This is a genomic window from Cellvibrio fontiphilus, from assembly GCF_042646205.1.
Classification (GTDB): Bacteria; Pseudomonadota; Gammaproteobacteria; order Pseudomonadales; family Cellvibrionaceae; genus Cellvibrio; species Cellvibrio fontiphilus_A.
Window position 1 is genome coordinate 271,189 of record NZ_JBHRTF010000006.1, and the last position, 26,992, is coordinate 298,180.

The window sequence follows — 26,992 nt, forward strand, 5'->3', positions numbered from 1 at the left end:
AAGTTGTCCCTAATTCAGGCTTGAGATTTCTGCCCATGCCACACTCCAATTCCCCCAGTGCGCACCTGAATACCCCAAGCTTTGAGGCTGTTTTCCTATTTGATCAGGGGCGATTGGCGCGTGAGCTTTTGTATACCGAATTTGAGGCCATTCTTGATGGTTTTATTCCCGTACCTGATTTTGCAGGTACCTCTGCCAAGGCAACTTATCTGCAGTTGGATGCCGAGCTCCGGGTTGTCGGTATAGTATTTTTCCTGATTAGTTTTGACGCAAAAGGCATGGTGGATAGGCGCTGGAATGTGCCTCTACAGCAGTTACTGGAGTCTGCAGGTACTGGGCCAGATATGGGCGGTGGCCCTGTTAGGTTAGCTTGTTATAGCCAGTGTCCTGTGGCTTGGCACCAAAAAAATCTCTGGGATCCATCGATGCAAGCGGGTAACAATACTTTTATTGTGATTCGCGATGCAGTCAGAGCAAACCGTCTCGGGTTGATAGCAAAGGCGGAAAAACCGACGGTTACTGTGTCAAGTGGAGCTGTTGCGCCGCAAGCGACATTTGATCAGCAAGCCTTTGCGCGCGAGCAGGCTGCCTTGGAGCAACGTCTCCACGAGTACTACAACGCTGAGTTGGCAAAGCAAGTAGAGCAGTTAACAAAAGAGCAAAGTTTACATATCGCCACCTTGATGAATCAGAAACAGGTGAAGCTGCACAGCTTGCAGCAAGAGCATCAGGAGCGAGTGTTGGCTTACCAGCAAAAGTTGCAGCAATTGTCCCAAGAGAACAAAGACCTGCAAGAGCGCAATCAAACATTGAAAGAAACTCTTGATATACAGGCCACCAAAGTTGAGGGGATGCGCGAGTACTTTGCCCATAAACTCAAGGCTGCCCAGCAGGGCGAGTCCAGTCAAATTCAATTGCTGCAGGAAAATTTTGCCTTGGAGTTGGATGCAAAGATCCAAGCGGCCACAGCGGAACTGCGTGAAATGCTGGATATGCGCGAAGTCGAGTTGTTTTATCGACATCAAAATGAAAATACGCTCAAGGAAGAGATAGCGCAGTTAAAACAGGAAACCCAACAGCTGCTAAAAAATAGCGGTGATCAATTGCTTGCCCGCTTGGTCAAGGCGGGGGTAAATCTGGTGACCTTTTTGCCCGGCTTGGGCGAGGTGGCTATTCCTTTGGATGATATAGGTGTCTATTTGGAGAACCCCAATGCCTATGCAGCAGCCAAGGTTGGAGTCAATGAACCGGTATACCTTGCCTGGTTGGCTCACCATCAGATGCCATGTTGTAATGCTACTGATGCACGTGGCAAGGCCTGTGGGCGGAGCATTCGTGCGATTGAAACTCCGCTAGAATTTCACCCGGGTGAGAGTGATCGCTGTGCACAGCATCAAGCGGTTGCTTTGGGAATGGTAGCTGATAGCCGTAGTTAACAGTTTTGGTACTGGCTGCGAGCAGTGGCTTTATACATGCAGCGAGTGTGGTGCCAAGTGGTCATAGATACAGCTCAAGAATTGCTTAAGACGGCACTAGCCGTGCCTTTGCAGGAGGTAAAAACCAGAGAGCTTTCCCAGCAGGGTATTGAGCTTTGGGTGCGTCGGGATGATTTGTTGGATGCAGAATTATCAGGCAATAAATTCTATAAACTGTTCTTTAATTTGCAGTCTGCCCGAACTAAAGGTTACACCCAGCTGATCAGTTTTGGTGGTGCTTATTCCAACCACTTACATGCTTTGGCTGCGGCAGCCAATCGCTACGGTTTAAGGGCGCTTGGTGTAATTCGTGGTGAACGACCGGTGAAGTTAAGCCCAACATTGATCGATGCTGAGGCTTGGGGGATGAAATTGATATTCATCAGCCGTACTGAGTACGATCGCAAAACCCAGGCAGATTGGTTATCCGAGCTGCAAGCTTGTTATGGCGTGTCATATCTTATTCCTGAGGGAGGCGCTAATCTTGAGGGCGCTCGTGGTATGCAGCTATTGGGGCAAGCACTTGAGCTGCAAATGCAGGGCGACTATACCGCGGCCTGTATAGCGGTAGGCACCGGCACCAGTTTGGCTGGATTGGCAGCCGGTATCGATCAACAAAAAGCTGCCATTGGCTTTTCGGTATTGAAAGGTGAGGGTAGCTTGGGATTGGATATTGCCAGTACCTATCGCCAATTGAGTGTTACACGTTCCATCGCTGCAGATAACTGGCGATTAATTTCCGGTTTTCATGCGGGAGGCTACGCTAAAAAGCCCAGTGGCGAATTGTTTGAGTTTTGGCGTAGGTTTGAGCGTGAGACAGCGATACGTTTGGACCCGGTTTATACAATAAAAATGTTTTGGGGAATTCATTCCCTGGCGCAACAAGGCTATTGGCCGCGCGGTTCGCGTCTGGTTGCGATTCACTCGGGTGGTTTACAGGGGCGGCGCGGGTTTATCTGCCCTTGAAAATCGGCTTTCACCTTGAAGGAAGTTGTTATGCATGCACAAAAATCTCTACCTCTGCCGGACGTTGAATTTGATCTGAATTTAACGCATACCCTAGTGCCACTAAAGGACATGAGTGAAAGCCATTTGCTTGCGCTACTTGAGCATGCTGTACCTGAAACCCTCTGTGCCGGTCAGTTGTTGTTCAGCGCAGGGAATTATGACGGGCAGCACCTTTATTTGTTGCATGGTGATGTGAGCCTGGTAGCTGAGGATGGCTCGCGCAGTTTAATCAAAGGGCGCTCCTCTTTATTTCCTATTGCGCATCAACAGCCGCGACAGGTGACGGCGGTTGCTGAAACAGATTGCAGTCTGTTGCGAATCAACAGCGAGCAATTGGATAAATTGCTGACCTGGAGCCAAGTGGCGGATTATCTGCAGCTGAATATTTCCCGTGAGCGCGATTTGGATGAAGACGTGGACTGGATGATGACAGTGTTGCGCTCCAACCTGTTTTTTAAAGTCCCACCGTTAAATGTGGAGCAAATTTTTTCCCGCTTGCGCTCACAAGTTGTCTATGCCGGCGATGTGATTATTCGCCAGGGTGAAATTGGCGACCAATGTTATTTCATTAAAGAGGGTGAGGCCGATGTGATGCGCCATGAGGGTAATAAGCGCGAACATTTGGCTACCATTGGTGTGGGGCGTTGCTTTGGTGAGGATGCATTGGTCAATGATGCACCGCGCAATGCCAGTGTGGTAATGCGCACCGATGGCGTTCTTATGTGCCTTGCCAAACAAGATTTCTATCGTCTGCTAAAAGAACCGCTGGTTGCAACGCTGGCCTTTAACGAATTAGAGGGCGCGCTTGCCAAGGGCGCAGTAATGGTTGATGTTCGCAGTGAGGATGAATACAGCGAGGGGCATCTACAGCAGGCGGCGAATATTCCGCTTCACATCCTCGCTATAAAAAGCAGGCTGCTAAACAAAGAAAATATTTACGTATTTTATTGCGACACCGGGCGTCGCAGCCGGGCAGCAGCACACCTGTTAGCGCAACAGGGTTACAAAACCCTGGCGCTGGATGCTTGTGATCAATTATTTACCCCCAATGCTCGCCTGCACTATTTGGCGGATACGCAAAACTATTTGCTGCGTGATGGCTTGGCGGTAGCCGGCAAATAGGGCTAGTGCTTTGTTTGCTGGTGGGGCCATTCGTTTGGTACTACAAACGCGCGCAGGTGTTCACGCCAAACGATTTCTGTAGATTTATCACCAGCATCATATTTTTTAACGGCCGCTAACATCAGCGGCCGTTGTGTTTGTAGCAGATGTTGGCTGATACGCTCTGATAATCGAAGCGGATTCTGCAGGCTGGCTTCATCTCTCAATTCAATTGGTGAAAACCATTGATGATATTCCAGAATTACCCAGTGAAGATCTGCGGCTGCGTGTTGGTCGGTTGCTGTGTTGCAATCGGATATCAGCGCTAAAAAATCCCGTAAATACCACCAAAAGCCGCTGCCCTGATTGGTGTGGCTGTGACTTGGCCTCAGAAAGTACTTGCCAGGAATGGATTGCGCCAAGTCACTGCTGGAAAGTTTTGGTGGTGCAGGCGAAAAGAGATAGCCCTGCAAGCAGAGGCCTGTGTGCCAATGCTTGGCTTGTGGAAAGGTTTTTGTCAGTAATGCTTGTCCTTCTGCCGATTGATGCAGCGGCAACTGGTGCTCAGTCAAATGTGCCAGTTTAAGATCCAGGCGGTCGTTGCTATTGGGGCCGAGCCAATGGTGCCAAGCGTTGGCTTGTTGCGGATCATGCGTGTCGCATAAATAAAATTTCACTGCAGTTTCAATATGCCAATATTCATCGCCGTGTTTGCACAAAAAATCGAATGCCCCGAGTGTGAGCTTGCCCTTGTAAACCGGCAGATTTTGAGCAAGCAATTGCCAGCGGGGGTGCTGGGAAAAATAAAAGCGCCACAAGTGCTCGTAATAAATGCCCAGCCGTGTGCTTTTGGCTTGTGCGAGACTCTGGAGTAATGGCTCGGGATGTCGATCCAGCTGTGTCAGCCACTGGTTTATTTCATGACCCCCATCCGGGAGCGGTAAAATCTGTGCATCGCTTTCGGGGAGCGCTGCAAGTAACGGTGAGCTAAAGCAGCACCAGGCGAGGTCGCGCACTGCCTGGTGACGCAATGAGGCCAATAGGTTCAGGTTGACGATAGTGTGGGTTTGCATAAAGTGAAGCCTCGGTGCTGATGAGGGCTATAATAGCCCACAGACATTCCGGCTTAGGCCCACTTCTTGGCGCTCCCAGTGAATCTTATGACACATTTTTCTACCATCGGCCTAATTGGCCACCTCAACAACGAGCGCGCGGTTTATTCCATCAAGCGGCTTATCCGGTTTTTACAGCTGCGCAATAAAGCGTTTGTACTTGAGGCGGAAACCGCTGGCCTGATTACTGACGCCAGTTTGGTTGCGGCGGCGCAGCAAGTAATCGACATGGAAACCCTGGGCCAGGTATGCGACCTGGTTATTGTGGTGGGGGGCGATGGCAGCTTGTTGCGCGGTGCTCGTGCACTGGCTAAATACCATGTGCCCCTATTGGGGGTAAATCGCGGCCGTTTGGGTTTTTTAACCGACATCACCCCCGACGATATTGAAAACAAGGTTGATGAAGTGCTGGCCGGTAAATTCACGGCAGAAAAGCGTTTTCTGTTGGATATGGAGGTCAAGCGTGATGGCCAAGTGATAGACAAGGCTGATGCGCTCAACGATGTAGTGCTGCACCCGGGGAAATTTATCCACATGCTGCAGTTTGAAATTTATGTGGATGGCGTATTTGTCACCAGCCAGCGCTCCGATGGTTTGATTGTTTCCACTCCCACTGGTTCTACCGCTTATTCGCTCAGTGGTGGCGGGCCGATTTTGCATCCCACCCTGGATGCCATAGTGGTAGTGCCAATGAATCCGCACACGCTCAGCAGTCGCCCGATTGTGGTGGCCGGCAATAGTGAAATCAGCATTCGTGTTGGCGAACATAATCGCGCCGAGCCAATGGTGACCTGTGATGGCAGCTCTCACGTAGAGGTGCAAACAGGGGATGAAATCTGCATCCGCAAAAAGGAGCAGTTGCTGGAGCTACTGCATCCGCTTGATTACAACTTCTACCAGCGCTGCCGCTCCAAGTTGGGCTGGGGTGGGCACTTGTTGCGAGAGTAAACATTGTTATGGTCGAGAGTGAGGCGCCGGTGTCAGTAGCTGCAAGCCTGGGTGAGGCCAAGGGCTACGATTTGATCGGCGATATTCACGGCTGTGCACAAACGCTGGTGCGCCTGCTGGAGTTAATGGGCTATAAAAAGATTCGCGGTGTCTATCGCCACAGTTCACGTCAGGCGATTTTCCTCGGCGATATAGTTGACCGCGGCCCCCGGGTGCGCGAAGCCCTTCATCTGGTGCGCAACATGGTGGAGCAGGGCAGCGCGTTGATTGTGCTCGGCAATCATGAATTTAATGCCATGACCTATTGCACGCCGGTTGCCCCCGGCAGCAATGAATACCTGCGTAAACACACCCCCTCGGCGGCCCGCCAGATTGCTGAAACCCTGCAACAATTTTCTGCTTATCCCCATGAGTGGCGTGGATTTTTGGATTGGTTTGCAAGCTTGCCGCTGTTTTTGGAAATCGAGCACCCCCTGACCCATCAAGTGTTCCGCGCCGTACATGCTTGTTGGGACTCGCCGCTAATTCATAGGCACAGGGCGCGTTATGGCGATGGGTGTATCGATTGGGAGTTTGTGCGGCGCTCCTGCGACAAAGGCAGTGTGGAATATCGCACGCGTGCGCGCCTGACCGGAGGTATCGACCTGCCTCTGCCTGAGGGTGTTGAAATAGTCTCGTCCGATGGGTACGTGCGTCATGCGTTTCGCACCAAGTTTTGGGTGCCGGATGCCAAAACTTACGGGCAATTGTTGTTTCAGCCAGATCCGCTGCCGGAACACATAGCCACCATGGATATAGCGCCCGAACATCGCTCGCAAATGGTCTACTACGACGCGCAGCAGCCCCCTTTGTTTGTAGGTCATTACTGGCTTACTGGCAGCCCCAAACCTATCGCCAATAATTTGGCCTGCCTGGATTACAGCGCAGTTAAATACGGCCGTTTGGTGGCATACCGTATGGATGGTGAGGCACAATTGCAGCGCGATAAATTTGTTTGGGTCTATGTTGATCCTTAATTATTTTGTGCCCTTACGCTGAGTGGAAACTGCTTTTGAACTGGATCGCCGTAAAATATTTTCCCCTGGATCAGGATTTAACCGCTCTCAGCCAATACTTGCAGGCACGCGGTTTGGTGCATCGCATCACGGAAGAAAATGCCCGCCAATGTTTAGCGGTAGTGGATGCAGATGTGATTCCTGCACTGCAAGATTTTTTACAGCAATTGGACGATGGTCGTGCACAATTATCACCGGTGATCGATGCACAAACTGCGCCTGATGCTGCTGTCTATTCCGCGGGTTCAGAGATGTCGTTGATGACACAAGCGCTTTACACACCCGTGGTACTTATCCTGATTGCCTTGAGTGGGTTGGGTGCCTTGGTGGTTGCTACGGAAACTGGCCGCGCTTTGCTGCACCTGTTCAGTTTTCAGGACTTTACCGATACCCAGTATGTGCCTTTGGCCGACTCCTATGCGCGCGGTGAGCTATGGCGTTTACTGACGCCGATTTTTTTGCACTTTGGCATTTTTCATTTTTTGTTTAATAGCCTGTGGATGTGGGATTTAGGTCGCCGCCTGGAAATCTTACAGGGGCGGTGGGGCTTTTTATTGTTTGTAGTAGTAACGGGTGTTGCATCCAACCTCACGCAATATTGGTGGAGTGGCGTGTCCAATTTTGGCGGTATGTCAGGCGTGGTTTACGCCTTGGTTGGATTTATTGCGGTGCGCCAGCGCTTAAACCCTCATCCTCTGGTGGCTGTATCGCCTGCACTGATTGGTTTTATGTTGTTTTGGCTGGTGTTATGTATGACCGGAATTGTGGATTATTTTATTGCCGGTTCAGTGGCCAATGCAGCGCATCTTGGTGGTTTGGTTGCCGGGGCTTGCTACGCGCTGGTGACTAGTCGCCGTATCACCGTGTGAATTATTTTTGTTTTATTTTTTGTCAGAGCTGACTTATGAATTTACAACAATTACTTTCCAGTCTCACACCGGAAATTTATCAAAACCTGAAGCGCGCTGTGGAGTTGGGTAAGTGGCCCGACGGCAATCGCCTCTCCAGTGAGCAGCGCCAATTATGTATGCAAGCTGTTATCGCGTATGAGCACAAAAACCTCCCGCCAGATCAACACACAGGTTACATTCCGCCTGAGCCGCACACTTTTTGCGGTGACGAGGATCACGATCATGACCATGCTCAAAGCGATAAACCCATCAAGTGGGTTGAATAACCTTTTTATTTTTTAGCGACCCAGGAATTTATTATGACTGCAGTTGAACAATCGCTTCCCGCCCAAAACCAACCACCCAAAACGATTTACCTAAAGGATTATCAAGTACCTGATTATTTGATCAGGACAACCGATTTGCGCGTGGAAATCTATGAGGGCGAGACGATTGTCAGTGCCATGCTGGATTTGTATCGCAACCCGGCGGCGACCAGTACAGCCACCCAACTCAAATTGCAGGGTGCTGATCTGGAGTTAGTCTCTATCGCGCTGGATGGAAAAATACTTGCAGAGGGTGATTATCAATTTGGCGAGGAGAGCCTCACCATTTTTAATACACCGGCAGAATTTAAACTGCTCACCATTACTAAAATAAAACCGGAAGCCAATACTTCGCTGGAGGGTTTGTACCGCTCGCGCACTATGTATTGCACCCAGTGTGAGGCAGAAGGCTTTCGCAAAATTACTTACTACCTGGATCGCCCGGATGTCATGAGTGAATTCACTACCACAGTGGTAGCGGATAAAAAATTCCCGGTGCTCTTGTCCAATGGCAACCTGATTGATCAGGGAGAGCTGGAAAATAATCGCCACTATGCAACATGGCACGATCCCTTTAAAAAACCGGCTTATTTATTTGCGCTGGTTGCCGGTGATTTGGCGCACATTGAAGATAGTTTTACCACCTGCTCCGGGCGCGACGTCTGCTTAAAAATATTTGTTGAACCCAAAGACCTGGATAAATGCGAGCACGCCATGACCTCGCTAAAAAATTCCATGCGCTGGGATGAAGATGTTTATGGCCGCGAATACGACCTGAATATTTTTATGATTGTCGCGGTGGATGATTTCAATATGGGCGCCATGGAAAATAAAGGCCTGAATATTTTTAATACCTCCTGCGTTCTCGCCAAGCCTGAAACAACCACCGATGCTGGTTTTCAGCGGGTAGAAGGCGTGGTGGCACACGAATATTTTCACAACTGGAGCGGCAACCGCGTCACTTGTCGCGATTGGTTCCAGTTGAGTTTGAAAGAAGGTTTTACCGTTTATCGCGATTCAGAGTTTTCTGCGGACATGGGCTCGCCCACGGTAAAACGGGTGGAAGATGTAACCCTGTTGCGCACCCTGCAATTTGCTGAAGATGCCGGCCCCATGGCGCACCCGATTCGCCCTGAGTCCTATATTGAAATTTCCAACTTCTACACTATGACCGTGTATGAAAAGGGCGCTGAAATTATTCGTATGTTAGCGACCTTGCTCGGCAAAGAAAATTTCCGCAAAGGCACAGATTTATATTTTGAGCGTCACGATGGTCAAGCGGTTACCACCGAAGATTTTGTCGCTGCGTTGGCAGATGCTTCAGGCCGCGATTTAACCCAATTTAAACGTTGGTATTCACAAGCGGGCACCCCGCGTTTGGATATCGCTGAGCATTACGATGAAGCCGCGCAAGAATATTCGTTAACCATTAAACAATCCTGCCCACCCACACCGGAATGCCAGCAGAAATTACCTTTCCACATTCCTATCGCTATGGGGCTTTTGGGGAGCGCAGGTGACTTGCCACTCAACCTTAAGGGCACTGCACCGGATTTTGAAACCGGCGATAACACCCACAAGGTGTTAGAGCTTACCCAGGCGGAACAAACCTTTGTCTTTGAACGCGTACAGGAAAAACCTGTACCCAGTTTGCTGCGTGGTTTTTCTGCGCCGGTAAAAATGCATTTTAATTACAGTCGTGCTGACCTGGTGTTGTTGATGAGCCGCGATAGCGATGGTTTTAATCGCTGGGAAGCTAGCCAACAATTGGGTTTACAAGCGATTGCCGCAGCGATGAAACAGTTCCAGCAGGGCGGCGACTTGTCCGGGTGGGCTGTAGATGCCGATTTAATCGCTGCCTATCGCAGTGTGTTGCAGGACCAAAGCCTGGATCAGGCAATGGTGGCCTATATGCTCAGTTTGCCATCCGAGGCTTATTTGAGTGAACTGGCCGATGAAGTGGATGTGGAGGCGATTCACTACAGCCGTTTAGCTGTGCGTAAAGCACTGGCGCGTGAGTTGCGCGATGAGTTTGCGCGCATTTATACCGCGTATGATCATCAGCAAACTTACGCGGCAACCGCTGACGCTATAGCGGCGCGCAGCTTAAAAAATGTGGCGCTCGCCTATTTAATGTTGCTGAACGATGAGCAATTTATTCACGCCTGTGAAAACCAATATCGCACTAGCAATAACATGACCGATGTGATGGCGGCGTTAACCCAGCTGGTGAATAGTGAAGCCCAGATGGGGCAGACAATTGCACAGCAGGCATTGGCCGATTTTTATGCGCGTTGGCAGCATGAGTCGCTAGTAGTTAACCAGTGGCTCACAGTGCAAGCCAGCTGTGTGCTGCCCAATACACTGGATAAAGTAAAAGCGCTGCAAAATCATGCTGGCTACGATGGCAAAAACCCCAACAAAATTCGCGCGTTGATTGCAAGCTTCTGCAACAGCAATGCAATTAACTTTCATGCGAATCAGGGCGCAGGTTATGCATTTTTAGCGGATCAAATAATCCAGCTTAATAAACAAAACCCGCAAATTGCCTCGCGTTTATTAACACCGCTCACCAAGTGGAAAAAATACAACTCAACTCGCCAGCAGTTGATGAGGGCCCAGTTGGAGCGAATTATGGCCGAGCCTGAGCTTTCCAAAGATGTATTTGAAGTAGTGAGCAAAAGCCTGCGCTAGAGAAATTTGCAAATAAAGCGCAGCAGCTTTTTAAAAAATGGCCGCCCCAGGAGCGGCCATTTTTTATGTTGATCTGCAAAACAAGGTTTTTGATGTCGGTCTATACTGAATGAACCTAAGCGAATAATGGCTGCGCCTTGCTGGCTTCTTATGCAATTTTCCTCTATCCAATTACCATCAAAGAGTTATGTTTACCTTATACCGGTAGTCTTATCCATAGTGTTGATAGTTTGGCAGCACTGGGGAATGAACTACCGCTATTTGGTATCTGCAGCAAGTGACCTGCCAATCTCCATGCTCAACGATGAATTTAATGGCGGTGTTTCTATTGCCAGTCTGGAGGCACAATCAAACAAGATTGTCCTGAATTGTCAGATTAAAAAATCCTCCACCTTTCCGTTTTGTAGTTTGATGATTCCTCTGGCAGATGCATCCAAACAAGGGTTGGATTTGTCGCGCTTTGACAGGATGAAACTGACACTTGAGTTCAAGTCAACTGAGCCAGACACCATTCTGGTGTATTTGCTCAATGATGAGGGCAGGGCAGGCAACATACACGGGCGAGCCAATATGCATACCCTGGCGCCGGTCACTGGTATTGCAGACTATGAAATGAACTTGGCCGGGTTTAATTTGCCGTCCTGGTGGATTTTTGCACACCCGGAGGCGACATATGCCGGGCTTCGGTTTGATAACATCAAATACCTGCAAATTTCTACCGGTGACAATACGCTTGAGCGTTTGGTGAATATCGGGTTTATCCAAATGGAGCTGACAGGTAAATGGATTGCAGCAAAAGATCTCTATTTGGTGTTAGTTATTTTTTGGTTGGTATTTTCAGTCGTCCACGCCATTTACAATCTCAATAAACTTCATCAGGAAAATAAACAAGCGCGCAAGCGCGAGGCTGATCTGGCGCAGATCAATAAATTTTTAAGTATCGAGAAAGAAAAATACGAGTCCATGGCAAAACACGATGCACTAACCGGTTGCTTGAATAGAACGGGGCTGCGCGATGTGTTAACCAGAGTGATTGACTTGTATATCCGCAAAAATAATATTTCTTCACTGATTTTGTTGGACATAGACCACTTCAAACGAATTAACGATTTATTTGGCCATGCAGAAGGTGATGCAGTATTGATAGAGCTTTCGCGATTTATTCAAAAACATATACGCGAGGATGACTATTTGGTGCGCTGGGGTGGCGAAGAATTTGCCATCATCTGTTGCAATACCAGTGCTAAAGGTGCAGTTGGTCTGGCAGAAAATTTGCGCGCATTAATTGCCGGCCATAAGCTCTCCTCAAAAACTGCGATAACCTGCTCCTTTGGTGTGGCAGAGCTGAACTCCAGCAAAGTCAATGATTGGTTTAAACGCGCTGATGTTGCTTTATATTTAGCCAAAGCCAATGGTCGCAATGGTGTTGTACTGGCAAATGAGTCGCACCTTTCCCATAACACTCCGCATTAAAAGCAGTGGCTCTCGCCGCTAATTCCATCTCTGCAATAAATGGCACGAATGTTGAAGCACACCTAATGCAATGCTCGGTTTTTGTCCGTGATGCTTTATAACTAACGGCTGAAAGCTTAAAAAAGCAGTGCTTTTTTATTTTATGAAACTTATCGCTATTAGCTGTTATCACTCATGGTGCACTGTTTAAAAAACTGCGCCCTCACAGGGCAAAAAAACAGTGAAGCAGTCAATGCGTTCCGGTTTTTGATGCAGCTTAAATGAACAAACATTAAAGCGATAAGGTTGACCGGGTGAAAGGTGTGTGTGGAGGCGGTAATGGTGCGTTTTTTGGGGCAGGCAGTTGCTTCTGTTAAATCCTGGGTATTGTTGGCGGCCATTTTTGGCAACCTGTTATTAGTGGCAAGTGCCATCGCACTGGAAACCGTGAATATCTGGATGATTGTGCCGCTGTTGTTTATTGTGGTTTTGATATTGGGGGTTATTGGTGGTTTAAATAAAGATATTGCCGGCATAAAACACTATTTACTGGCAGTGGATCGCGAACAGGCGGCGGATTGGAACCAACTGGTTGTTGGCCCTTTGCAAGGTTTGCACGATACCTTTATCGATGTATTTAAAAATCGCCAACGGCGCAATGCCGAGTATCGCGATGCAGTGAAAGAAATGGGGCACTCATCCCTGGAGTTAGCCACCAACGCCAAAGAAGTTTCAAAAAGTGCGGCTTATCAGTCCAACGCAACAACATCCAGCGCGGCAGCCATTACCGAGATCAGTCACAGTATTGATGATATCAGCAGCCGTATTTCATCCGCACGCGATGCCGCAACCAGCGCTTGTGAATTGAGCAAACAAGGCGGCCAATCCCTGGCGGGCGCCAGTCGCGAGGTAAATGATGTTGCCAGCCTCGCCCGAGAAACCGAAGCGCGGGTAAGTCAGTTGGATGCACTCATGCTCAACGTAACCTCCATGTCCAAAATCATTGGTGATATTGCCGGCCAGACCAATTTGTTGGCCTTGAATGCGGCTATAGAAGCGGCGCGCGCCGGTGAGCATGGGCGCGGTTTTGCGGTGGTAGCGGATGAAGTGCGTGCGCTTGCGGTGCGCAGTCATGGTTCTGCCGCAGAAATTGCAGCCAATATCGCGCGCGTGCAAGAAAGCATGCAGCAGGTGTCCGGCAGTATGAGGAGCGTGGTGGAAAAAACAGATAACTCCTTGAGAGAAGTTGCCAATGCAGATGCCTCTCTAAGCGCTATTTTAACAACCACTACTACAGTGTTTGGTTTGATCGATGAAATTGCTGTGGCCGCTGGCCAGCAAAGTATTGCGGCGCGCGAAATTTCAAAACATATAGAAACCGTTGCCGACCTGGCTAATCAGAATAGTTTTCGGGCCGGACAAGCGGCAGAAATTGCAGATCACCTTCATAAACTGACTTATCAAGCGGAGTAAAAATAATGGAAACTCCCCTGTTGTTCACACTGGCGCTGTTGGCCGTTCCCGTAGGTTTTATTGTTTTTTTGTTGGCCTCTCTACAACTGCGGCGGCAGGCCGCTTCAAAACTTTTTATGCAGGGCATTACCTACATAAAAATATTGCGCAGTTTATTAACTTACGTGCAACAGCACCGCGGTTTAACCACGGGTTTTATCAATGGTAATGAGGCAGCCAAACTGGATATACAACTTCTTGAGCAACAGATTAAGCGAAGTATGGCGGAGGTGGATGCAGCCGGTGAATGGATGCACAACAATGTTAAGTGGAGTAGTTTGCTGGATCACTGGTCGCGCTTGGGTGTTTTATACCAGCAAGGTGATGCCGATAAAAATTTCAAACAACACAATATTTTTATCGCGAATCTACTTTATTTAATTGACGATGTGGCTGATGTACATCACCTGACCAAAATCACGGGCGATGCCATGGATACCGACTGGCGCTATTTATTATCGATTGCTGAATACATAGGCCAGGCGCGGGCCTTGGGCACCGGCGTTGCAGCAAAAGGGCAGTGCTCCAGTGTGTTGCGCATTCAGTTAAATCATTTACGCAATAAAATTGCATCCAGTGTGGATGCAAGCTGGCCAGAACAGTCGCGCCGTGAAATTCAACACTTGTTGCATTGTATTGAAACCCAACTGGTGGTGGACCGCCCAAGTATTCAAGCGCAGGATTATTTCAGGTTAGCAACCAAATGCATTGAGCATGTGTTAAATCAGTTTGATCGCCAGATTGAACAATTGGAATATCATTCTGCGTAATTGCCGGCGCACTCGGGGTTGGTGGGTGCGCCGGCTAGTTTAAACATTATGTTTTATACAGCGGCTGCAACTGCTCACCGGCAGCCGTTTTTTTGTATTTGCGACGGCGAATATTGACCAGTAATTGCAACAAAGGATCAGTATCCACACCAGTGTTTTGGCTACTGAAAATCGCGCTATCCAAATTTTGTAAATGAATATCCAACTCAGGGTTTTTTGCGCGCGCCGCTACACCCTGCAGGCTGCTCAGGGTTTTGTCCTGCCAATAGATGCGGCTCCACTCAATAATACTTTTGCGCAATTGCGGCAAATTGTTGTCGCCCAGTGCATGTTTTAAATTACTCCAGGCTGCCGCTTCAGATTCAAGCGATAATTTTTCGTGTTGATGGGTATCTTGCACGGCTTGCTGCATTTTTTTCGCGCGCAACCACTGCCAGCCAAAAAACAAGCTGGTCAATAAAGTCAGCAGATTAGTCAGGTAAAGCCAGGTTGGTGCGCTCTCTGTTTGGGTGTCGGCATCGGTAGTGCTTAAGCTGCTGAGGTCGGTATTTACTGGCACTGCAGCAGGCTCAGTGGTGTCATCCACCTGAGCATTAGCAGTGTCATCCAGTGTGGATGACATGGCTCCACTGCTTACATTCAAGGTGACTGCAGGCAGGGTTGCTGTTTGAAAGCGCTGGTTGTTGGTGTCCCACCAGTTGACCTTGATTTCCGGCAGGGTGAAGCTGCCCGTTTTGGTGGGAACTATTGCGATGGTTTCTATGCGCGAACCCAGAATTCCCGCCGTGGTTTTTTGATCGTCGGTTTGTGCCTGATCGTTATAAAAGGTGAGGCCATCTGGATTGCTCAGCTGCAGTGGTGCGATTTGCCCTGCGGTTAAACCATCTGCTTTTATGGTGATAGTGCGGGTGATAGGTTCGCCCACCTTGAGTGAATCCACACTGGCGCTCCAGTGCTCCACCAACTCGACGTTGTTCGCCGGCAACCAGGCTTGGCTATTGTTGGCAGCCGGTGCGGATTTGATCGCTAAACGCTGTTCCTCGGTGCGCAAACGACGAATATTGCTTTGGCTGTTGCCATAAAATCTGTCCCATAAATCCTGTTGCCCTGCGTCCAGCGACACCTGATAAAGCACGCTGGGAATTAATAATTCGCCGCTCTGTTGCGGGAATAAGGCGTAACGGGTTTCTACCACAGCGCCGGGGCGCCCATTAATTTTTGTTTGATATTGTTTTTCATCCAACTGTACTACCAAGGCGTCTTTCACTTGCAGTGGTTGCAAATCAATTCCGCTTAAACCCACTGTGGTGTAAAGGCGCAGGGTGACAATAATTTGCTCTTGCACGTAAGCAGAATCTTTATTGGTTTCCAGTTCGACTGTGACCTGATTGTCGCCGTTTTGTGGTGAGCGACTTTTCCCTTCTACGGTAATCTGGATTGCATCGCTGACGGCGCCGTCTATGTTGAACGAGGGAATTAACAGCTGGCCAATACGTTTGGGGGCCAGTGCAATTTTCCACTCGGTAGAGGCCTCCATGTTGCCATTGATAATACTCATTTGGGTGCCGCTTTGGGTATTGAGAATATCAAAATCCTTGCGCAGCAATTCATAGTCCGGTGTTGCATTAATTTGGCGGTCGTAGCGCAGCACCAGAGTAAAGGTTTCGTCCAAACCCAGAATGTCGCGGTCGACGCTGGCGGTCAGGTTGGCGGCATAGGTATTAACGGCAGTGAATAACAGGGTTAATAACAATGCCACTCCAAATGATCGCCGCGCGTGACATTGAAAACCAAAAGCAAATTCTCTCATTGTTTTTTCCATTGCAATTGCGCGCCCGGGCGCTGTGTTACCTTGAGTTTTATCTGGCGATTTACCAGCGGTTTTCAGCACCGTTTTCCGGTGGTGTCCAATCGCCATTCATAATTTCTTGATTGCGTTTGTAATACTCATACTGGAATTTGTTGCGTAACAAACCACCTGGATCATCAGGCACTCGCCGCAGCCATTGCTCCATGGCCTGACGCTCTTCATCGGTCAGCTCGTCTTCTGTCTGTTCAAGCATTTGTTGTTCAGCTTGCGCGGCTTGTTCCTCTTGTTCGCGCTTTTGCGCTTCCGCTGCTTGTTCTTCTTCGGTCATTTGTTGGGCGTCATTTTTTTGCTGTTCTTTCTGTTCTTTCTGTTCTTTCTGTTCTTTCTGTTCTTTCTGTTCTTGCTGCTCTTGATCCTGCTGTTGATCTTGTTGTTCAGGCTCAGATTGATTTTGTTGCTGTTCGTTTTGTTGGTTGTTTTGCTGATCGTTTTGTTGTTGCTGATCCTGATTATCTTGTTGGTTATTTTGCTGGCTATTGTCCTGTTGATCTTGGTCCTGTTGCTGTTGGTCTTGCTGATCCTGGTTTTGTTGATCCTTATTACCTTGATCCTGTTTGTCTTGCTCTTTATTTTCCTGCTGTTGATTTTGCTGGTCTTGTTGATCCTGATTTTGTTGCTGCTTGATAGCTTCTTCTACCAATTGGCGGTTCTTTTTTGCATCAGCAAATTCAGGGTCGCGTTTTAATGCTTCATCGTAGGCTTTGATAGCCTCGGGTAATTGATTGGATTTTGCCAGGGCATTGCCGCGATTGTAGTGGCCTACTGCGCTATCCTCTTGGGCGAAACCCTTGGCGGCTTCAGCATAATTGCCCGCCTTGAATTGGGCGCTGGCTTTCCATTGTGGGTCAGTAAAATTTTGCGCGGCTTGTTCTGCATTGCCTTGCTGCAATGCATCCAGCGCTTGCTGGTTTTTGTTTTTCCATAAATCGCTCCACTCCATGGCGTAGCTGGTGTTCGGTGTTAAACCCAGCAGTGGCACTAACAAAAAGCCCAGCAATACACCGCGACGGAAACTGTAAAGCACAATGGGTAATAGCAATAACACCAGCCAGTGGCCACGGTCATACCAGCTGTCAAATTCACGTTCTACTTTTTGTGTTTCTGCTTGTACCGGCGCAGGAAAATTGAGCAGGTAATCTATATCTGCACTGGTATTGCCCAGTGTTCGGTAACGCCCACGGCTATCGCCAGCTAACTGCTGCAATTCACCGCTATTGAGTTTGGTGGTGACCAGATTACGGCTATTGTCGCGAACAAAACCACCTTTGCTGCTGGGAATGGGGGTAGGGGTATCGCCACCGACGCCGAGGATAGATAAACGGTATTGCGGTTCGCGCTGCATGATGTCGCGCACTGTGTACTGTGCATCTTCATCGACACCATCGGTAATTAATAACAAATCGCCCTGGGTGATGGAGGCATCTTTCAACAGTTGCAATGCGCGGCTTACTGCAGCTTCGGTATTGCTGCCGCGCGCGGGCATTATATTGGGGTGGAGTGCGGGAATAATATTATTGATGGTTTCGCCATCGTCGGTGAGTGGTGTAACCACATGCACATCACCGGCATAAACCAACAGAGCTGTTTGGCCATCTTTGCGTGCACGCAGTATGTCGGCAATTTTTAGGCGGGCGCGCACCAGACGTGAGGGTTTTACATCTTCACTCATCATCGAAGGTGAGAGATCCAACATAATCACCAGTGCTTGTAAATTTTGCTCCACGGCGACCGGGCGTTTTTCCCAGCTGGGGCCGGCAAGTGCAAGGCAACTAATAACCCAGGCTAATAACAACACCAAAAATTGCCAGGGATTGATGCGCGTGGTTTGGCCATCCAATAAATATTTCAACAGTTCCGGTGCAACCATTTGCTGCCACTGTTTAGCCGTGTGTTTTTGATACCAGAGTAAGAGTGCAATCACTAGCACAGGCGCCAGTGCAATTAACCACAGCGGGCGCAAAAAATGAAATTGGGAAATAAATGTGTCCAGCATTATGCCTGCTCCACACGGGTTGCGCGGCCCTGCCAAAGGTGCCAGCTGGCAAGCAGCAGGCTCAACAACAAGGCAAGGGCGAGTGGCCAATAAAATAAGGTTTGAACCGGGCGAAAGGTTTCTGTTTCCATTTCTACAGGTTCGAGGCGATCCAATTCGCGGTGAATATTTTCCAGCTCTTCCAAATTGCGCGCGCGAAAATATTTACCGCCAGTTTTTTCGGCAATGTTAATCATGCCTGGCTCGTCCAAATCGCGTGAAGGATTAATGGTGCGCGAGCCAAAAAGCCCTTGTACTTCCATAGACTCAGCACCAAAGGCGATGGTGTAAATTTTAATCTTGGCTTGTTGTGCCAATTCGGTGGCTTTCTCGGGCGAGAGCTGGCCGGAAGTGTTAGCGCCATCGGTTAATAACACTAAGACCCGGCTGGCATTGGGGCGGTCACGTAAACGTTTTACGGCAAGGCCAATCGCATCGCCGATTGCGGTTTCGCGGCCGGCAAAACCAATTTGTGCCTCTTGCAATAATTGGTTAACCGTTTGGCGGTCGTAGGTGAGTGGCGCCTGCAAATAGGCTTGGGCACCAAATAAAATTAAACCCATGCGGTCGCTGTTGCGGCGCACTACGAATTCACCAATCACTTTTTTTACGGCCATTAACCGCGTAACACCGCGCCCGGCGATGGTCATGTCGGTTTGTTCCATACTGCCGGAGATATCCACGGCCATTAATAAATCCCGCCCGCTGGATGGCATGCTGGTGGGTTCGCCTACCCATTGCGGATTGGTGGCAGCCAGCAAACAGGATAACCAGATAAGCCACAGCAACAATAATTTTGCCGGGCGTTTGTTCAGCCCCAGTTTGTGGTGTTGTTCCAATTGGCTTGCGTGTTGATAAAAAGGAACGCGCAACGCGGCTTCCACGCGCTTTTTAGCGGGCAATAACTGCATCGCCAGCGGCAAAGGGGCGAGCAGGAGGAGCCAGGGCCACTGCATTTCAAACATGAGTTGTCTCCACCGCAGTGGTTGTCTTCTTGGTAATTGTTTTCTTGGTGGATATTTTTTTCCTGGCTGATGTTGTGCGATGCAAGCTGATCCATTCCTTGCTCAGCTGATAAAGCGCATGTGCATCAACCTGTGGATTTTTTTGATAGGCATTGGCCACTAAACTTTGCCCTAAATCACTGGAAAATCTGGTGCTCAGGGCGGGGCAGTTGGCATCTAACCAATTCAACCACTCAGTACCTTTTATGCTGGCGTTGAAACTCTGCGGATAAGCGGTAATAGCGGTGCGGCGCAACAACACACTGAGTTGGTGTAAATAGTCGGCAGCGTTTTGCTGTTGCTGGTATTGGTTAAAAATTGCATCCAGTTCCTGCAGTGCAATCTGCCGGTAACGGTTCTGCTGTTGGCGATGGCGCCACCACAAAAATAACATCAGCGCACCAATGGCCAGTGCCAGTAATATCCACCAGCCGGGCGCTAGCGGCCACCAGCCGGGTTCAGCAGGTAAATGAATATCGGCTAATTGATCCAAGGGAGTTGGCGTTGGTTGCATAGCTATTGTTCACAGATTAATTATTTGTTGGAGCATTAAAGCCTTGGCGATAAAACCCTGAATTATTTCCTACGCCCGAATGCTTTGCGCAGGCCTTCGTGGATATCATCTTGCGTGGCGTAACTTAACAAGGGGATGCGCAGCCGTTTACACAAACCGCTGAGCAACTGTAATTGCTGATCAAACTGGTTTTTGTAAGCCTGTTGAAAAGCCTTTTGGTTAGCCGCAAGTTGCAAGCGCTCCCTGCCATTACTGATGGTGAGTGCTGCATTACTGATTAATTCGCGTTCGAGCTGATCGTAAACATGAATCAGCGTGACATCCGTATGGCGAGCTAACTCAAATAATTGTTGCTCGGCATGGCCATCCAGGTCGTGAAAATCGCTGATGATAAATAGCGCGCAGCCGGGTTTGGCAATGCGCCGCGCATCGGCAAGCATGTCAGTTAGTGTATTGGCTGTGGAAATTTGCCCTGACGCGGTCGTCGTCGGTTCTGGCGTAACTGGCGATGTCAGGCGATGGTTGTAATCCTGCAATTGGTGCAGCAATTCCAGCACCGCGTGTTTACTGCGACGCGGGCGAACATCGCGCTGGCTGTAATCACCAAATACCAATGCACCCAAACGGTCGCCATTGGCAAGTGCGGCCCAACCGAGCAGGGCGGCGATATGTGCTGCCATTACTGATTTGAAGCAGCGGGTGCTACCAAAAAACAGCGGCGAGCGTTGATCGACCAGCATAAACACCGGGCGCTCACGCTCCTCGCGGAAAATTTTGGTGTGTGCCACCTGGGTGCGCGCTGTAACCCGCCAATCGATGGAGCGGATATCGTCGCCCGGCTGGTAAAGGCGTACTTCTTCAAAATCCATACCCCGGCCGCGGAAACGAGTGCGCTCGCCGCCCGACAACAAACTGCGCGCGGGGCGATGGGCAAACAGTTTTAGATCCTGCGCAGAAAAACGGCAGCGCAGCAAACTCGCCAACTCGGTGTAGGCACCGCGCGGGTTTAAATCCTGCTGGAGGTTAGCCATAACGCGCTTCCTAGCTCAGCGGCACGGCGGCGAGTAGTTGGTCTATCGCCTGATTGGCCGTAGTACCTGTGGCTTCTGCTTCAAAACTTAAAATCAGGCGATGGCGCAGCACGTCATGGGCAACCGCTTGTACATCATCGGGGCTGACAAAATCGCGGCCTTCCAACCAGGCGTGGGCGCGCGCGCAGCGATCCAGTGCAATGGTGGCGCGCGGGCTGGCACCGTATTCAATCAACTCCGCTAAATCTGCGGAATACTGGGCGGGGCGGCGGGTGGCGTTAATCAGGTGGACTATGTAGTCCTCCACACTCTCCGCCATGTGAATGTTCAGAATCTCTTTGCGCGCCGCTTCAATACCCGCTTGTGAAATAACCGGTGGCTGCGCTACCGCAACTGCCGCGGCTTCGTTGCGCGCGAGCTGCAGAATCCGGCGCTCGGCATCAATGCTTGGGTAATCCACCACCACATGTAACAGGAAGCGATCCAGCTGTGCTTCGGGCAGCGGGTAGGTGCCTTCCTGTTCGATGGGGTTTTGGGTTGCCATCACCATAAACAAACCGGGCAGTGGGTAGGTTTTGCTGCCCACACTCACCTGACGTTCGGCCATGGCTTCCAGCAGTGCTGACTGCACCTTGGCCGGGGCGCGGTTAATTTCATCCGCCAGCACCAGGTTGTGAAAAATGGGGCCGGGCTGGAATTCAAAACGGTGTTGCTCGGGGCGATAAATATCGGTGCCGGTAACGTCGGAAGGCAGTAAATCGGGAGTGAACTGGATGCGGTGGAAGTTGCCCTCAATCGCCTGGGAGAGGGTTTTAATCGCCTTGGTTTTGGCAAGGCCGGGAGCGCCTTCTACCAGCAGGTGGCCATCGGCCAGCAGTGCGATTAACAAACGTTGGATGAGGTGTTCCTGTCCGATAATTTGGTCATTAAGCCAGGTGTTCAGCGACTGTAATTGTTCATGTGCCTGCATTGGGATTGAAGACCTTTGGTTGTCATTAAGAGAGCTGTCAGGGTTGGGTATTGATTGATACCTGATGACTGACGGCGTTACCTGCCTGCGCTACGGCTTCACAAAGCGCTCAATAGACTGCACTTGTTGGTGTCAGTTCCTTGTGATTTCAAGTGTTTACAGGGATTTTTCGGCTAGGCTTAAAGGATTCAACCGCGATGCAAAGACGAGGGAGTTTCTATGAACAGCGCTTTGGTGAGCCAGTGTCATCCCGCCGGGTTTCTTGAAGAATTTACCCGCTACGCCAAGGAGCAGCTGGGCCCTAGCGAGCCGCCCGCCTTTAACCAGTTTGCCGGTTATTTTTTTAATCACTACCCGCTGGATGAACTGCAGGGCAAACGCCTGAGTGATGTTTTTGGCAGTGTCTACCAATGGTGGCAGTTTCTGGCGGTGTTTGATCGCCAGCAGCCCAAAATACGCCTCTTTAATCCCTCGCTCGCAGAGGACGGTTGGGTGAGTTCGCACAGTGTACTGGCGGTGCTACAGCGCGACATGCCCTTTTTGGTGGACTCGCTGCGCATTGAATTGAACCGCCGCAGCATTCCCATTTACACCATTAAAAGCACCGTATTAAAAGTGATGCGCGATGGGGCGCAGTTAGTGAGCCTGAGTGAGCGCAATGGCCCCGAAGCTGCCGACAATCACGAAGCCTTGATTGTGATGGAGATTAGCGCGCACAGCGATGCGCAGGAAATGGCCGCCATACAAGCGGCCTTGCACAGCGTACTGGCCGAGGTGGAAAGGGTTGTCGCCGACTACCAACCAATGCGAGCCGCCGCACTGGCTGCCGAACAAAACCTCAATCACATCCAGGACCCTGCCTGTGTTGCGCGGGTGCAGGAAACCAAGGCGTTTTTGCGCTGGCTGACGGAGGACAGGTTTACCTTCCTCGGCTATTCAGAATATGAATTCTGCGAACTGGAGGGTAAAAAGGCGCTGCGTGAAATTCCCGCTCAGCGCCTGGGGATTTTTGCTTTGCGCCAAAGCTCACCAGCGCTGCTGGCCGTTGATCAATTCAATGACGGCATGGCGCGTTTCCATTTGGTGCCCCAGCCGATTGTATTTTCCAAATCCTCCTTGCGTTCGCGCGTGCATCGCTACGCTTATTCCGATTATGTAATTGTTAAACGGTTTAACGAGCGCGGTGAAGTGATAGGTGAGGCGCGTTTCCTTGGGCTGTACACCTCTGCGGTGTATTTGATGAACCCCAACGACATTCCCCTGATTGCCACCAAAGTTGCACAGGTATTTGCACGCAGCGGATTGCAGGAATCCAGTCACGACGGCAAAAACTTTCGTCAGTTGTTGGAAACGTTTCCGCGCAATGAAATCTTTTTAAGTAGCAGTGCAGAATTATTTGAAACGCTCATGGGGGTAGCGCGAATCAACGAGCGCTCTATGGTGCGTTTGTTTATGCGGCGCGATCCGTTTGGAAAATTTATTAATTTTATTGTCTATGTGCCGCGCGATTATTTCTCCACCCGTATTCGCCTATTAATCCAGGAATTAATTGGTAAAGCGATTGGCTCGCAAGAGTGTGAATTTACTACCTATTTTTCAGAATCCATTCTTGCGCGGGTTTATCTGGTGTTTAAGTTGGATAAACACCAGCCGCTCCAAGTTGATGTGGCTGCGCTGCAAGCGGGCATAGTCAATATCACCCGCTCCTGGGAGGATTTTTTACTGGGCGCCTTGCAAGAGGCGCACGGCGAAGAAGCCAGTGCCCAACTGCTGCGTGAATACCGCGATGCATTTCCAACCGGTTATCAGGAGCAATATGACGCGCGCACGGCGGTGCAGGATATCCAGATTATCCAGCAACTTTTGCAGCAGTTGCCCGCACAGCAAACAACACCTGCCGATAAACGCAGCCTGCGTCAGGTAGCGCCTATCGCGCTGAGCATTTATCAATTGCGGGGGCAGGAGGCTGGTGCCAGTTTGCAGTTCAGAATTTTTCATCCCCATACCACTCTGGCGCTGTCCGATGTTATTCCGGTATTGGAGAACCTTGGCTTTCGGGTGGTCAGTGAAACGGCTTACGATATTGCAAATAAATCGGGGCAAGTTGTTTGGGTGCACGATTTCAAACTGGAACACCAGTCGCAAGCGACGCTTGATTTCTCGCTGTTAAAAAATGTCCTGACGGATGCGTTTATTGCAATCTGGCAGGGTGAGGCGGATGACGATACTTTTAATGCCTTGGTTGGTAGTGTGGGGTTGCCCTGGCGATCAGTTGTACTCTTGCGCGCTTACGCCAGCTACATGCACCAAACCCTGTTTCCATTAACCAATACTTATATTGCCAAGGCCTTGGTTAATCAGGCGAGCTTAACGCGCCAGTTAATTAATTTATTTCACACCAAATTTGATCCGCAGCAGCAGAGCGAGTCAACAGCGGCCGCATTGGAGCAAATTCGCGCGCGTATTGTGAGTGAATTGGATCAAGTGCAAAACCTGAATGATGATCGCATTATTCGCCGTTTTATGGCGCTGATCGATAACAGCCTGCGCACTAATTTTTACCAGCGCGATGACCAAGGGGGTTATAAACCTTATCTATCCATAAAATTTGCGCCGCGCGCTTTGGCGGAAATTCCTGAACCGCGCCCGCTGTTTGAAATATTTGTTTACTCCACGCGCATGGAAGCGGTGCATTTGCGCACCAGTAAAGTTGCGCGCGGCGGGCTGCGTTGGTCGGATCGCCTGCAGGACTATCGCACGGAAGTTTTGGGTCTGGTAAAAGCCCAGCAAGTTAAAAATGCGGTGATTGTCCCGAGTGGTGCCAAGGGCGGATTTGTGTGTAAAAAAATGCCCGCCAATGCAACGCGCGAGCAACAACAGCAAGAGGCCATTGCCTGCTATCAATGGTTTATTCGCGGCCTGCTTGACCTTACCGATAATTTTATTGATGGCCGTGTGGTCGCACCGCTTGAAGTGGTGTGTTACGACGAAAACGATCCCTACTTGGTAGTAGCTGCCGACAAAGGTACGGCGAGTTTTTCCGATATCGCCAATGCAATTTCGCAGCAATACAACCACTGGCTGGGCGATGCGTTTGCATCAGGCGGCAGTCAGGGCTACGACCACAAAGGCATGGGCATTACCGCGCGCGGCGCCTGGATTTCAGTGCAGCGCCATTTCCATGAAAAAGGTATCGATGTGCAAAACCAGCCGATCAGCGTGCTGGGTATTGGCGATATGGCGGGCGATGTATTTGGCAATGGCATGCTCTTGTCATCGGCGATCAAATTGGTCGCCGCATTTAATCACCAACATATTTTTATTGATCCCAACCCGGAAGCTGCTGCGAGTTTTGCGGAGCGGCAGCGTTTATTTTTACTGCCAAAAAGTACCTGGGCAGATTACGACAAAAAATTACTGAGTGAAGGTGGCGGCGTATTTGAGCGCAGCGCCAAAGCTATTGCGATTACGCCGCAAATGCGCGCTTGTTTTGCGATAGATGCCACCAGCCTTACACCGACTGAATTTATTCACCAATTGTTACAAGCGCCGGTTGATTTGATTTGGAACGGCGGCATTGGCACCTATGTCAAAGCGGCCACAGAAACCCACGCTGATGTTGGCGATAAAGCTAACGACAACCTGCGGGTGAATGGCGAGGAACTGCGCTGTAAGGTATTTGGCGAAGGTGGCAATTTAGGCATGACCCAACGCGGTCGCATTGAATACTGTTTAAATGGCGGCGCCTGTAATACTGATTTTATCGATAACGCCGGTGGTGTTGATTGTTCTGACCATGAAGTGAATATCAAAATTTTATTGAATGAAATAGTTGCCAATGGCGATCTAACCGCCAAGCAGCGCAACCAATTACTCATGGATATGACCGACAATGTGGCGCAGCTGGTGCTCTATAACAATCGCCGGCAGGTGCAAGCCATTAGTGTGGCGCAATCCGAGGCTTTGGCGCGTAGCGCCGAGTATCGTCGGGTCATGAATTATTTGCAGCAGCAGGGCCGGCTGAATCGCAAACTGGAATTTTTACCTACGGATGATTTGTTGTTGGAGCGCCAAACCCAGGGTAAAGGTTTAACGCGACCAGAGTTGGCGATTTTAATTTCCTACGCCAAAGCCGTGTTAAAAGAGGATTTAACACAAACGACTATCGCCGATGATGATTACATGGCCGCGTTTATTGAAACGGCCTTTCCGCAAAAAATTGCGCAGCTATTTCCATTGGCCTTGCGCAACCACCGTTTGCGCCGCGAGATAGTGGCAACCCAAATCGCCAATGACATGGTGAATACCATGGGCATCAGTTTTGCGCAGCGGCTAATGGAATCCACGGGCGCGAGTGTGGCGGATATCGCCAAAGCCTATGTGATTGCGCGCGATATTTATGCGATGCCCGAGTTCCTGGCGGCGCTGGAGCGCAGCTCGGCAAATATTTCAGCGGCGCTGCAGCTGCAATTAATTAACAGCATGATGCGTAAAATTCGCCGCGCCACTCGCTGGTTTTTACGCAATCGGCGCAGTTATTTGAACCCGGTTAACGAAGTCCAATTGTTTTCCCAAGGCATGATGCATATCAACGAAAATTTAGAGAATTTATTAAGCGGCGAGGCGCTGCAAGAGTGGTTAGCGACCAGCGAACATTTGCGCACACTGGGGTTGCCTGAGCCGCTGGTGAAACGCGCGGCACACCCTGCCGATCTCTATTCCGGCTTGAGCGTGGTAGAAGCGGCGCGCATCGCCAATCAATCGGTCGATAACTTGGCAAAGGTATATTTTGCGCTGGGCAATCACTTGAGTTTGCCCTGGTTTTCTGCCCAGATTTCCAACTTGCCAGTGGATAATTTTTGGCAGGCCATGGCGCGCGAAGCCTATCTTGGTGATTTGGAATCGCAATTGCGCAACCTGAGCGTGTCGTTGGTCAGGTTTATGGATGACCTTGAAAAGGTTGAGCCATTAGACGTTGAGCAATTAATTGAACGTTGGAGTGCACAACATCAATTGCTGATTGGGCGCTGGAAATCCATGGTGAATGAACTGCAGGCAGTTAACGGCACCGATTTTGCGATGATTGCTGTCGCTTTACGCGATTTACTGGATCTGGCGCAGGCCACCCAGCATTGTGAGTCCATCTGATTTTTTATAAAAAAATCGGTTGGGCATTATGAATACGTATGCAGCTTTACGCGCCAGCCTGTTTTTTTACAAGCCGATAG

At 49.8% G+C, this 26,992-nt stretch carries 19 protein-coding genes; 12 read left to right on the forward strand and 7 right to left on the reverse strand.

Features of this window, described 5'->3' with window-relative positions; translation table 11 throughout:
• Window positions 1–35 precede the first annotated feature (35 nt).
• The 3 genes from ACFODX_RS15040 to ACFODX_RS15050 are packed head-to-tail and all read left to right on the forward strand — an operon-like array spanning window position 36 to window position 3,605.
• On the forward strand, window positions 36–1,436 hold the full coding sequence (locus ACFODX_RS15040) for a hypothetical protein (protein WP_378120613.1): 1,401 nt from the start codon (window positions 36–38) through the stop codon (window positions 1,434–1,436).
• A gap of 36 nt (window positions 1,437–1,472) precedes the next feature.
• Window positions 1,473–2,441, forward strand: a complete 969-nt coding sequence (locus ACFODX_RS15045) for a 1-aminocyclopropane-1-carboxylate deaminase/D-cysteine desulfhydrase (RefSeq protein ID WP_378120615.1) — start codon at window positions 1,473–1,475, stop codon at window positions 2,439–2,441.
• Window positions 2,442–2,471: 30 nt separating this feature from the next.
• Complete coding sequence (locus tag ACFODX_RS15050) at window positions 2,472–3,605, forward strand: cyclic nucleotide-binding domain-containing protein (RefSeq protein ID WP_378120617.1); 1,134 nt, start codon at window positions 2,472–2,474, stop codon at window positions 3,603–3,605.
• Window positions 3,606–3,607: 2 nt separating this feature from the next.
• Here ACFODX_RS15050 and ACFODX_RS15055 read toward each other — a convergent pair whose 3' ends face one another.
• Window positions 3,608–4,657 (reverse strand): DUF1853 family protein, encoded by a 1,050-nt coding sequence (locus tag ACFODX_RS15055; protein ID WP_378120619.1) that lies wholly within the window; start codon window positions 4,655–4,657, stop codon window positions 3,608–3,610.
• 87 nt (window positions 4,658–4,744) lie between these two features.
• Here ACFODX_RS15055 and ACFODX_RS15060 point away from each other — a divergent pair, with 87 nt between their 5' ends.
• From ACFODX_RS15060 to ACFODX_RS15095, 8 genes are all read left to right on the forward strand, one after another.
• Window positions 4,745–5,644, forward strand: coding sequence for an NAD(+) kinase (locus ACFODX_RS15060; protein WP_378120621.1), 900 nt, complete (start codon window positions 4,745–4,747; stop codon window positions 5,642–5,644).
• A gap of 8 nt (window positions 5,645–5,652) precedes the next feature.
• A complete protein-coding gene (locus ACFODX_RS15065; RefSeq protein ID WP_378120623.1) occupies window positions 5,653–6,660 on the forward strand; it encodes a metallophosphoesterase in 1,008 nt (335 codons plus the stop codon).
• A gap of 35 nt (window positions 6,661–6,695) precedes the next feature.
• Window positions 6,696–7,568: a rhomboid family intramembrane serine protease gene (locus ACFODX_RS15070; protein WP_378120625.1), complete on the forward strand. Its 873-nt coding sequence runs from the start codon at window positions 6,696–6,698 to the stop codon at window positions 7,566–7,568.
• A 35-nt stretch (window positions 7,569–7,603) separates the two neighbouring features.
• Entirely contained in the window at window positions 7,604–7,876 is a 273-nt protein-coding gene (locus ACFODX_RS15075) for a YeaC family protein (RefSeq protein WP_378120627.1), read from the forward strand.
• A gap of 33 nt (window positions 7,877–7,909) precedes the next feature.
• Window positions 7,910–10,609 carry an aminopeptidase N gene (gene pepN, locus ACFODX_RS15080; protein ID WP_378120629.1) on the forward strand — a complete coding sequence of 900 codons (2,700 nt, stop codon included), beginning with the start codon at window positions 7,910–7,912 and terminating at the stop codon, window positions 10,607–10,609.
• 150 nt (window positions 10,610–10,759) lie between these two features.
• A complete protein-coding gene (locus tag ACFODX_RS15085; protein WP_378120631.1) occupies window positions 10,760–12,082 on the forward strand; it encodes a GGDEF domain-containing protein in 1,323 nt (440 codons plus the stop codon).
• Between the two features lie 318 nt (window positions 12,083–12,400).
• A complete protein-coding gene (locus ACFODX_RS15090; RefSeq protein ID WP_378120633.1) occupies window positions 12,401–13,534 on the forward strand; it encodes a methyl-accepting chemotaxis protein in 1,134 nt (377 codons plus the stop codon).
• A 5-nt stretch (window positions 13,535–13,539) separates the two neighbouring features.
• Window positions 13,540–14,343: a nitrate- and nitrite sensing domain-containing protein gene (locus ACFODX_RS15095; RefSeq protein ID WP_378120635.1), complete on the forward strand. Its 804-nt coding sequence runs from the start codon at window positions 13,540–13,542 to the stop codon at window positions 14,341–14,343.
• Between the two features lie 46 nt (window positions 14,344–14,389).
• On the opposite strand, the gene ACFODX_RS15100 is transcribed toward ACFODX_RS15095, so the two are convergent.
• The 6 genes from ACFODX_RS15100 to ACFODX_RS15125 all read right to left on the reverse strand — a co-directional run bounded on the left by ACFODX_RS15100 (window position 14,390) and on the right by ACFODX_RS15125 (window position 21,764).
• Window positions 14,390–16,102 (reverse strand): BatD family protein, encoded by a 1,713-nt coding sequence (locus ACFODX_RS15100; RefSeq protein WP_378120637.1) that lies wholly within the window; start codon window positions 16,100–16,102, stop codon window positions 14,390–14,392.
• Window positions 16,103–16,214: 112 nt separating this feature from the next.
• Complete coding sequence (locus ACFODX_RS15105; protein WP_378120639.1) at window positions 16,215–18,206, reverse strand: vWA domain-containing protein; 1,992 nt, start codon at window positions 18,204–18,206, stop codon at window positions 16,215–16,217.
• Window positions 18,206–19,210: a vWA domain-containing protein gene (locus tag ACFODX_RS15110; RefSeq protein ID WP_378120641.1), complete on the reverse strand. Its 1,005-nt coding sequence runs from the start codon at window positions 19,208–19,210 to the stop codon at window positions 18,206–18,208. The genes ACFODX_RS15105 and ACFODX_RS15110 overlap by 1 nt, the downstream gene beginning before the upstream one ends.
• A complete protein-coding gene (locus tag ACFODX_RS15115; RefSeq protein ID WP_378120643.1) occupies window positions 19,203–19,763 on the reverse strand; it encodes a DUF4381 domain-containing protein in 561 nt (186 codons plus the stop codon). Before ACFODX_RS15115 ends, ACFODX_RS15110 begins: the two co-directional genes overlap by 8 nt.
• Window positions 19,764–19,825: 62 nt before the next feature.
• Window positions 19,826–20,794: a DUF58 domain-containing protein gene (locus ACFODX_RS15120; protein ID WP_378120645.1), complete on the reverse strand. Its 969-nt coding sequence runs from the start codon at window positions 20,792–20,794 to the stop codon at window positions 19,826–19,828.
• A gap of 10 nt (window positions 20,795–20,804) precedes the next feature.
• Window positions 20,805–21,764, reverse strand: a complete 960-nt coding sequence (locus ACFODX_RS15125; protein ID WP_378120647.1) for an AAA family ATPase — start codon at window positions 21,762–21,764, stop codon at window positions 20,805–20,807.
• A gap of 219 nt (window positions 21,765–21,983) precedes the next feature.
• On the opposite strand from ACFODX_RS15125, the gene ACFODX_RS15130 reads away from it, so the two are divergent.
• Window positions 21,984–26,912 carry an NAD-glutamate dehydrogenase gene (locus tag ACFODX_RS15130; protein ID WP_378120649.1) on the forward strand — a complete coding sequence of 1,643 codons (4,929 nt, stop codon included), beginning with the start codon at window positions 21,984–21,986 and terminating at the stop codon, window positions 26,910–26,912.
• The last annotated feature ends 80 nt before the right edge of the window (window positions 26,913–26,992 follow it).

Excerpts from the sequence above, each read along its gene's own strand:
- ACFODX_RS15040 (WP_378120613.1), top strand. The coding sequence starts at position 36 with ATGCCACACTCCAATTCCCCCAGTGCGCACCTGAATACCCCAAGCTTT.
- ACFODX_RS15045 (WP_378120615.1), top strand. The coding sequence starts at position 1,473 with ATGCAGCGAGTGTGGTGCCAAGTGGTCATAGATACAGCTCAAGAATTG.
- ACFODX_RS15050 (WP_378120617.1), top strand. The coding sequence starts at position 2,472 with ATGCATGCACAAAAATCTCTACCTCTGCCGGACGTTGAATTTGATCTG.
- ACFODX_RS15055 (WP_378120619.1), bottom strand. The coding sequence starts at position 4,657 with ATGCAAACCCACACTATCGTCAACCTGAACCTATTGGCCTCATTGCGT.
- ACFODX_RS15060 (WP_378120621.1), top strand. The coding sequence starts at position 4,745 with ATGACACATTTTTCTACCATCGGCCTAATTGGCCACCTCAACAACGAG.
- ACFODX_RS15065 (WP_378120623.1), top strand. The coding sequence starts at position 5,653 with ATGGTCGAGAGTGAGGCGCCGGTGTCAGTAGCTGCAAGCCTGGGTGAG.
- ACFODX_RS15075 (WP_378120627.1), top strand. The coding sequence starts at position 7,604 with ATGAATTTACAACAATTACTTTCCAGTCTCACACCGGAAATTTATCAA.
- pepN (WP_378120629.1), top strand. The coding sequence starts at position 7,910 with ATGACTGCAGTTGAACAATCGCTTCCCGCCCAAAACCAACCACCCAAA.
- ACFODX_RS15085 (WP_378120631.1), top strand. The coding sequence starts at position 10,760 with ATGCAATTTTCCTCTATCCAATTACCATCAAAGAGTTATGTTTACCTT.
- ACFODX_RS15090 (WP_378120633.1), top strand. The coding sequence starts at position 12,401 with ATGGTGCGTTTTTTGGGGCAGGCAGTTGCTTCTGTTAAATCCTGGGTA.
- ACFODX_RS15095 (WP_378120635.1), top strand. The coding sequence starts at position 13,540 with ATGGAAACTCCCCTGTTGTTCACACTGGCGCTGTTGGCCGTTCCCGTA.
- ACFODX_RS15105 (WP_378120639.1), bottom strand. The coding sequence starts at position 18,206 with ATGCTGGACACATTTATTTCCCAATTTCATTTTTTGCGCCCGCTGTGG.
- ACFODX_RS15110 (WP_378120641.1), bottom strand. The coding sequence starts at position 19,210 with ATGTTTGAAATGCAGTGGCCCTGGCTCCTCCTGCTCGCCCCTTTGCCG.
- ACFODX_RS15115 (WP_378120643.1), bottom strand. The coding sequence starts at position 19,763 with ATGCAACCAACGCCAACTCCCTTGGATCAATTAGCCGATATTCATTTA.
- ACFODX_RS15120 (WP_378120645.1), bottom strand. The coding sequence starts at position 20,794 with ATGGCTAACCTCCAGCAGGATTTAAACCCGCGCGGTGCCTACACCGAG.
- ACFODX_RS15125 (WP_378120647.1), bottom strand. The coding sequence starts at position 21,764 with ATGCAGGCACATGAACAATTACAGTCGCTGAACACCTGGCTTAATGAC.
- ACFODX_RS15130 (WP_378120649.1), top strand. The coding sequence starts at position 21,984 with ATGAACAGCGCTTTGGTGAGCCAGTGTCATCCCGCCGGGTTTCTTGAA.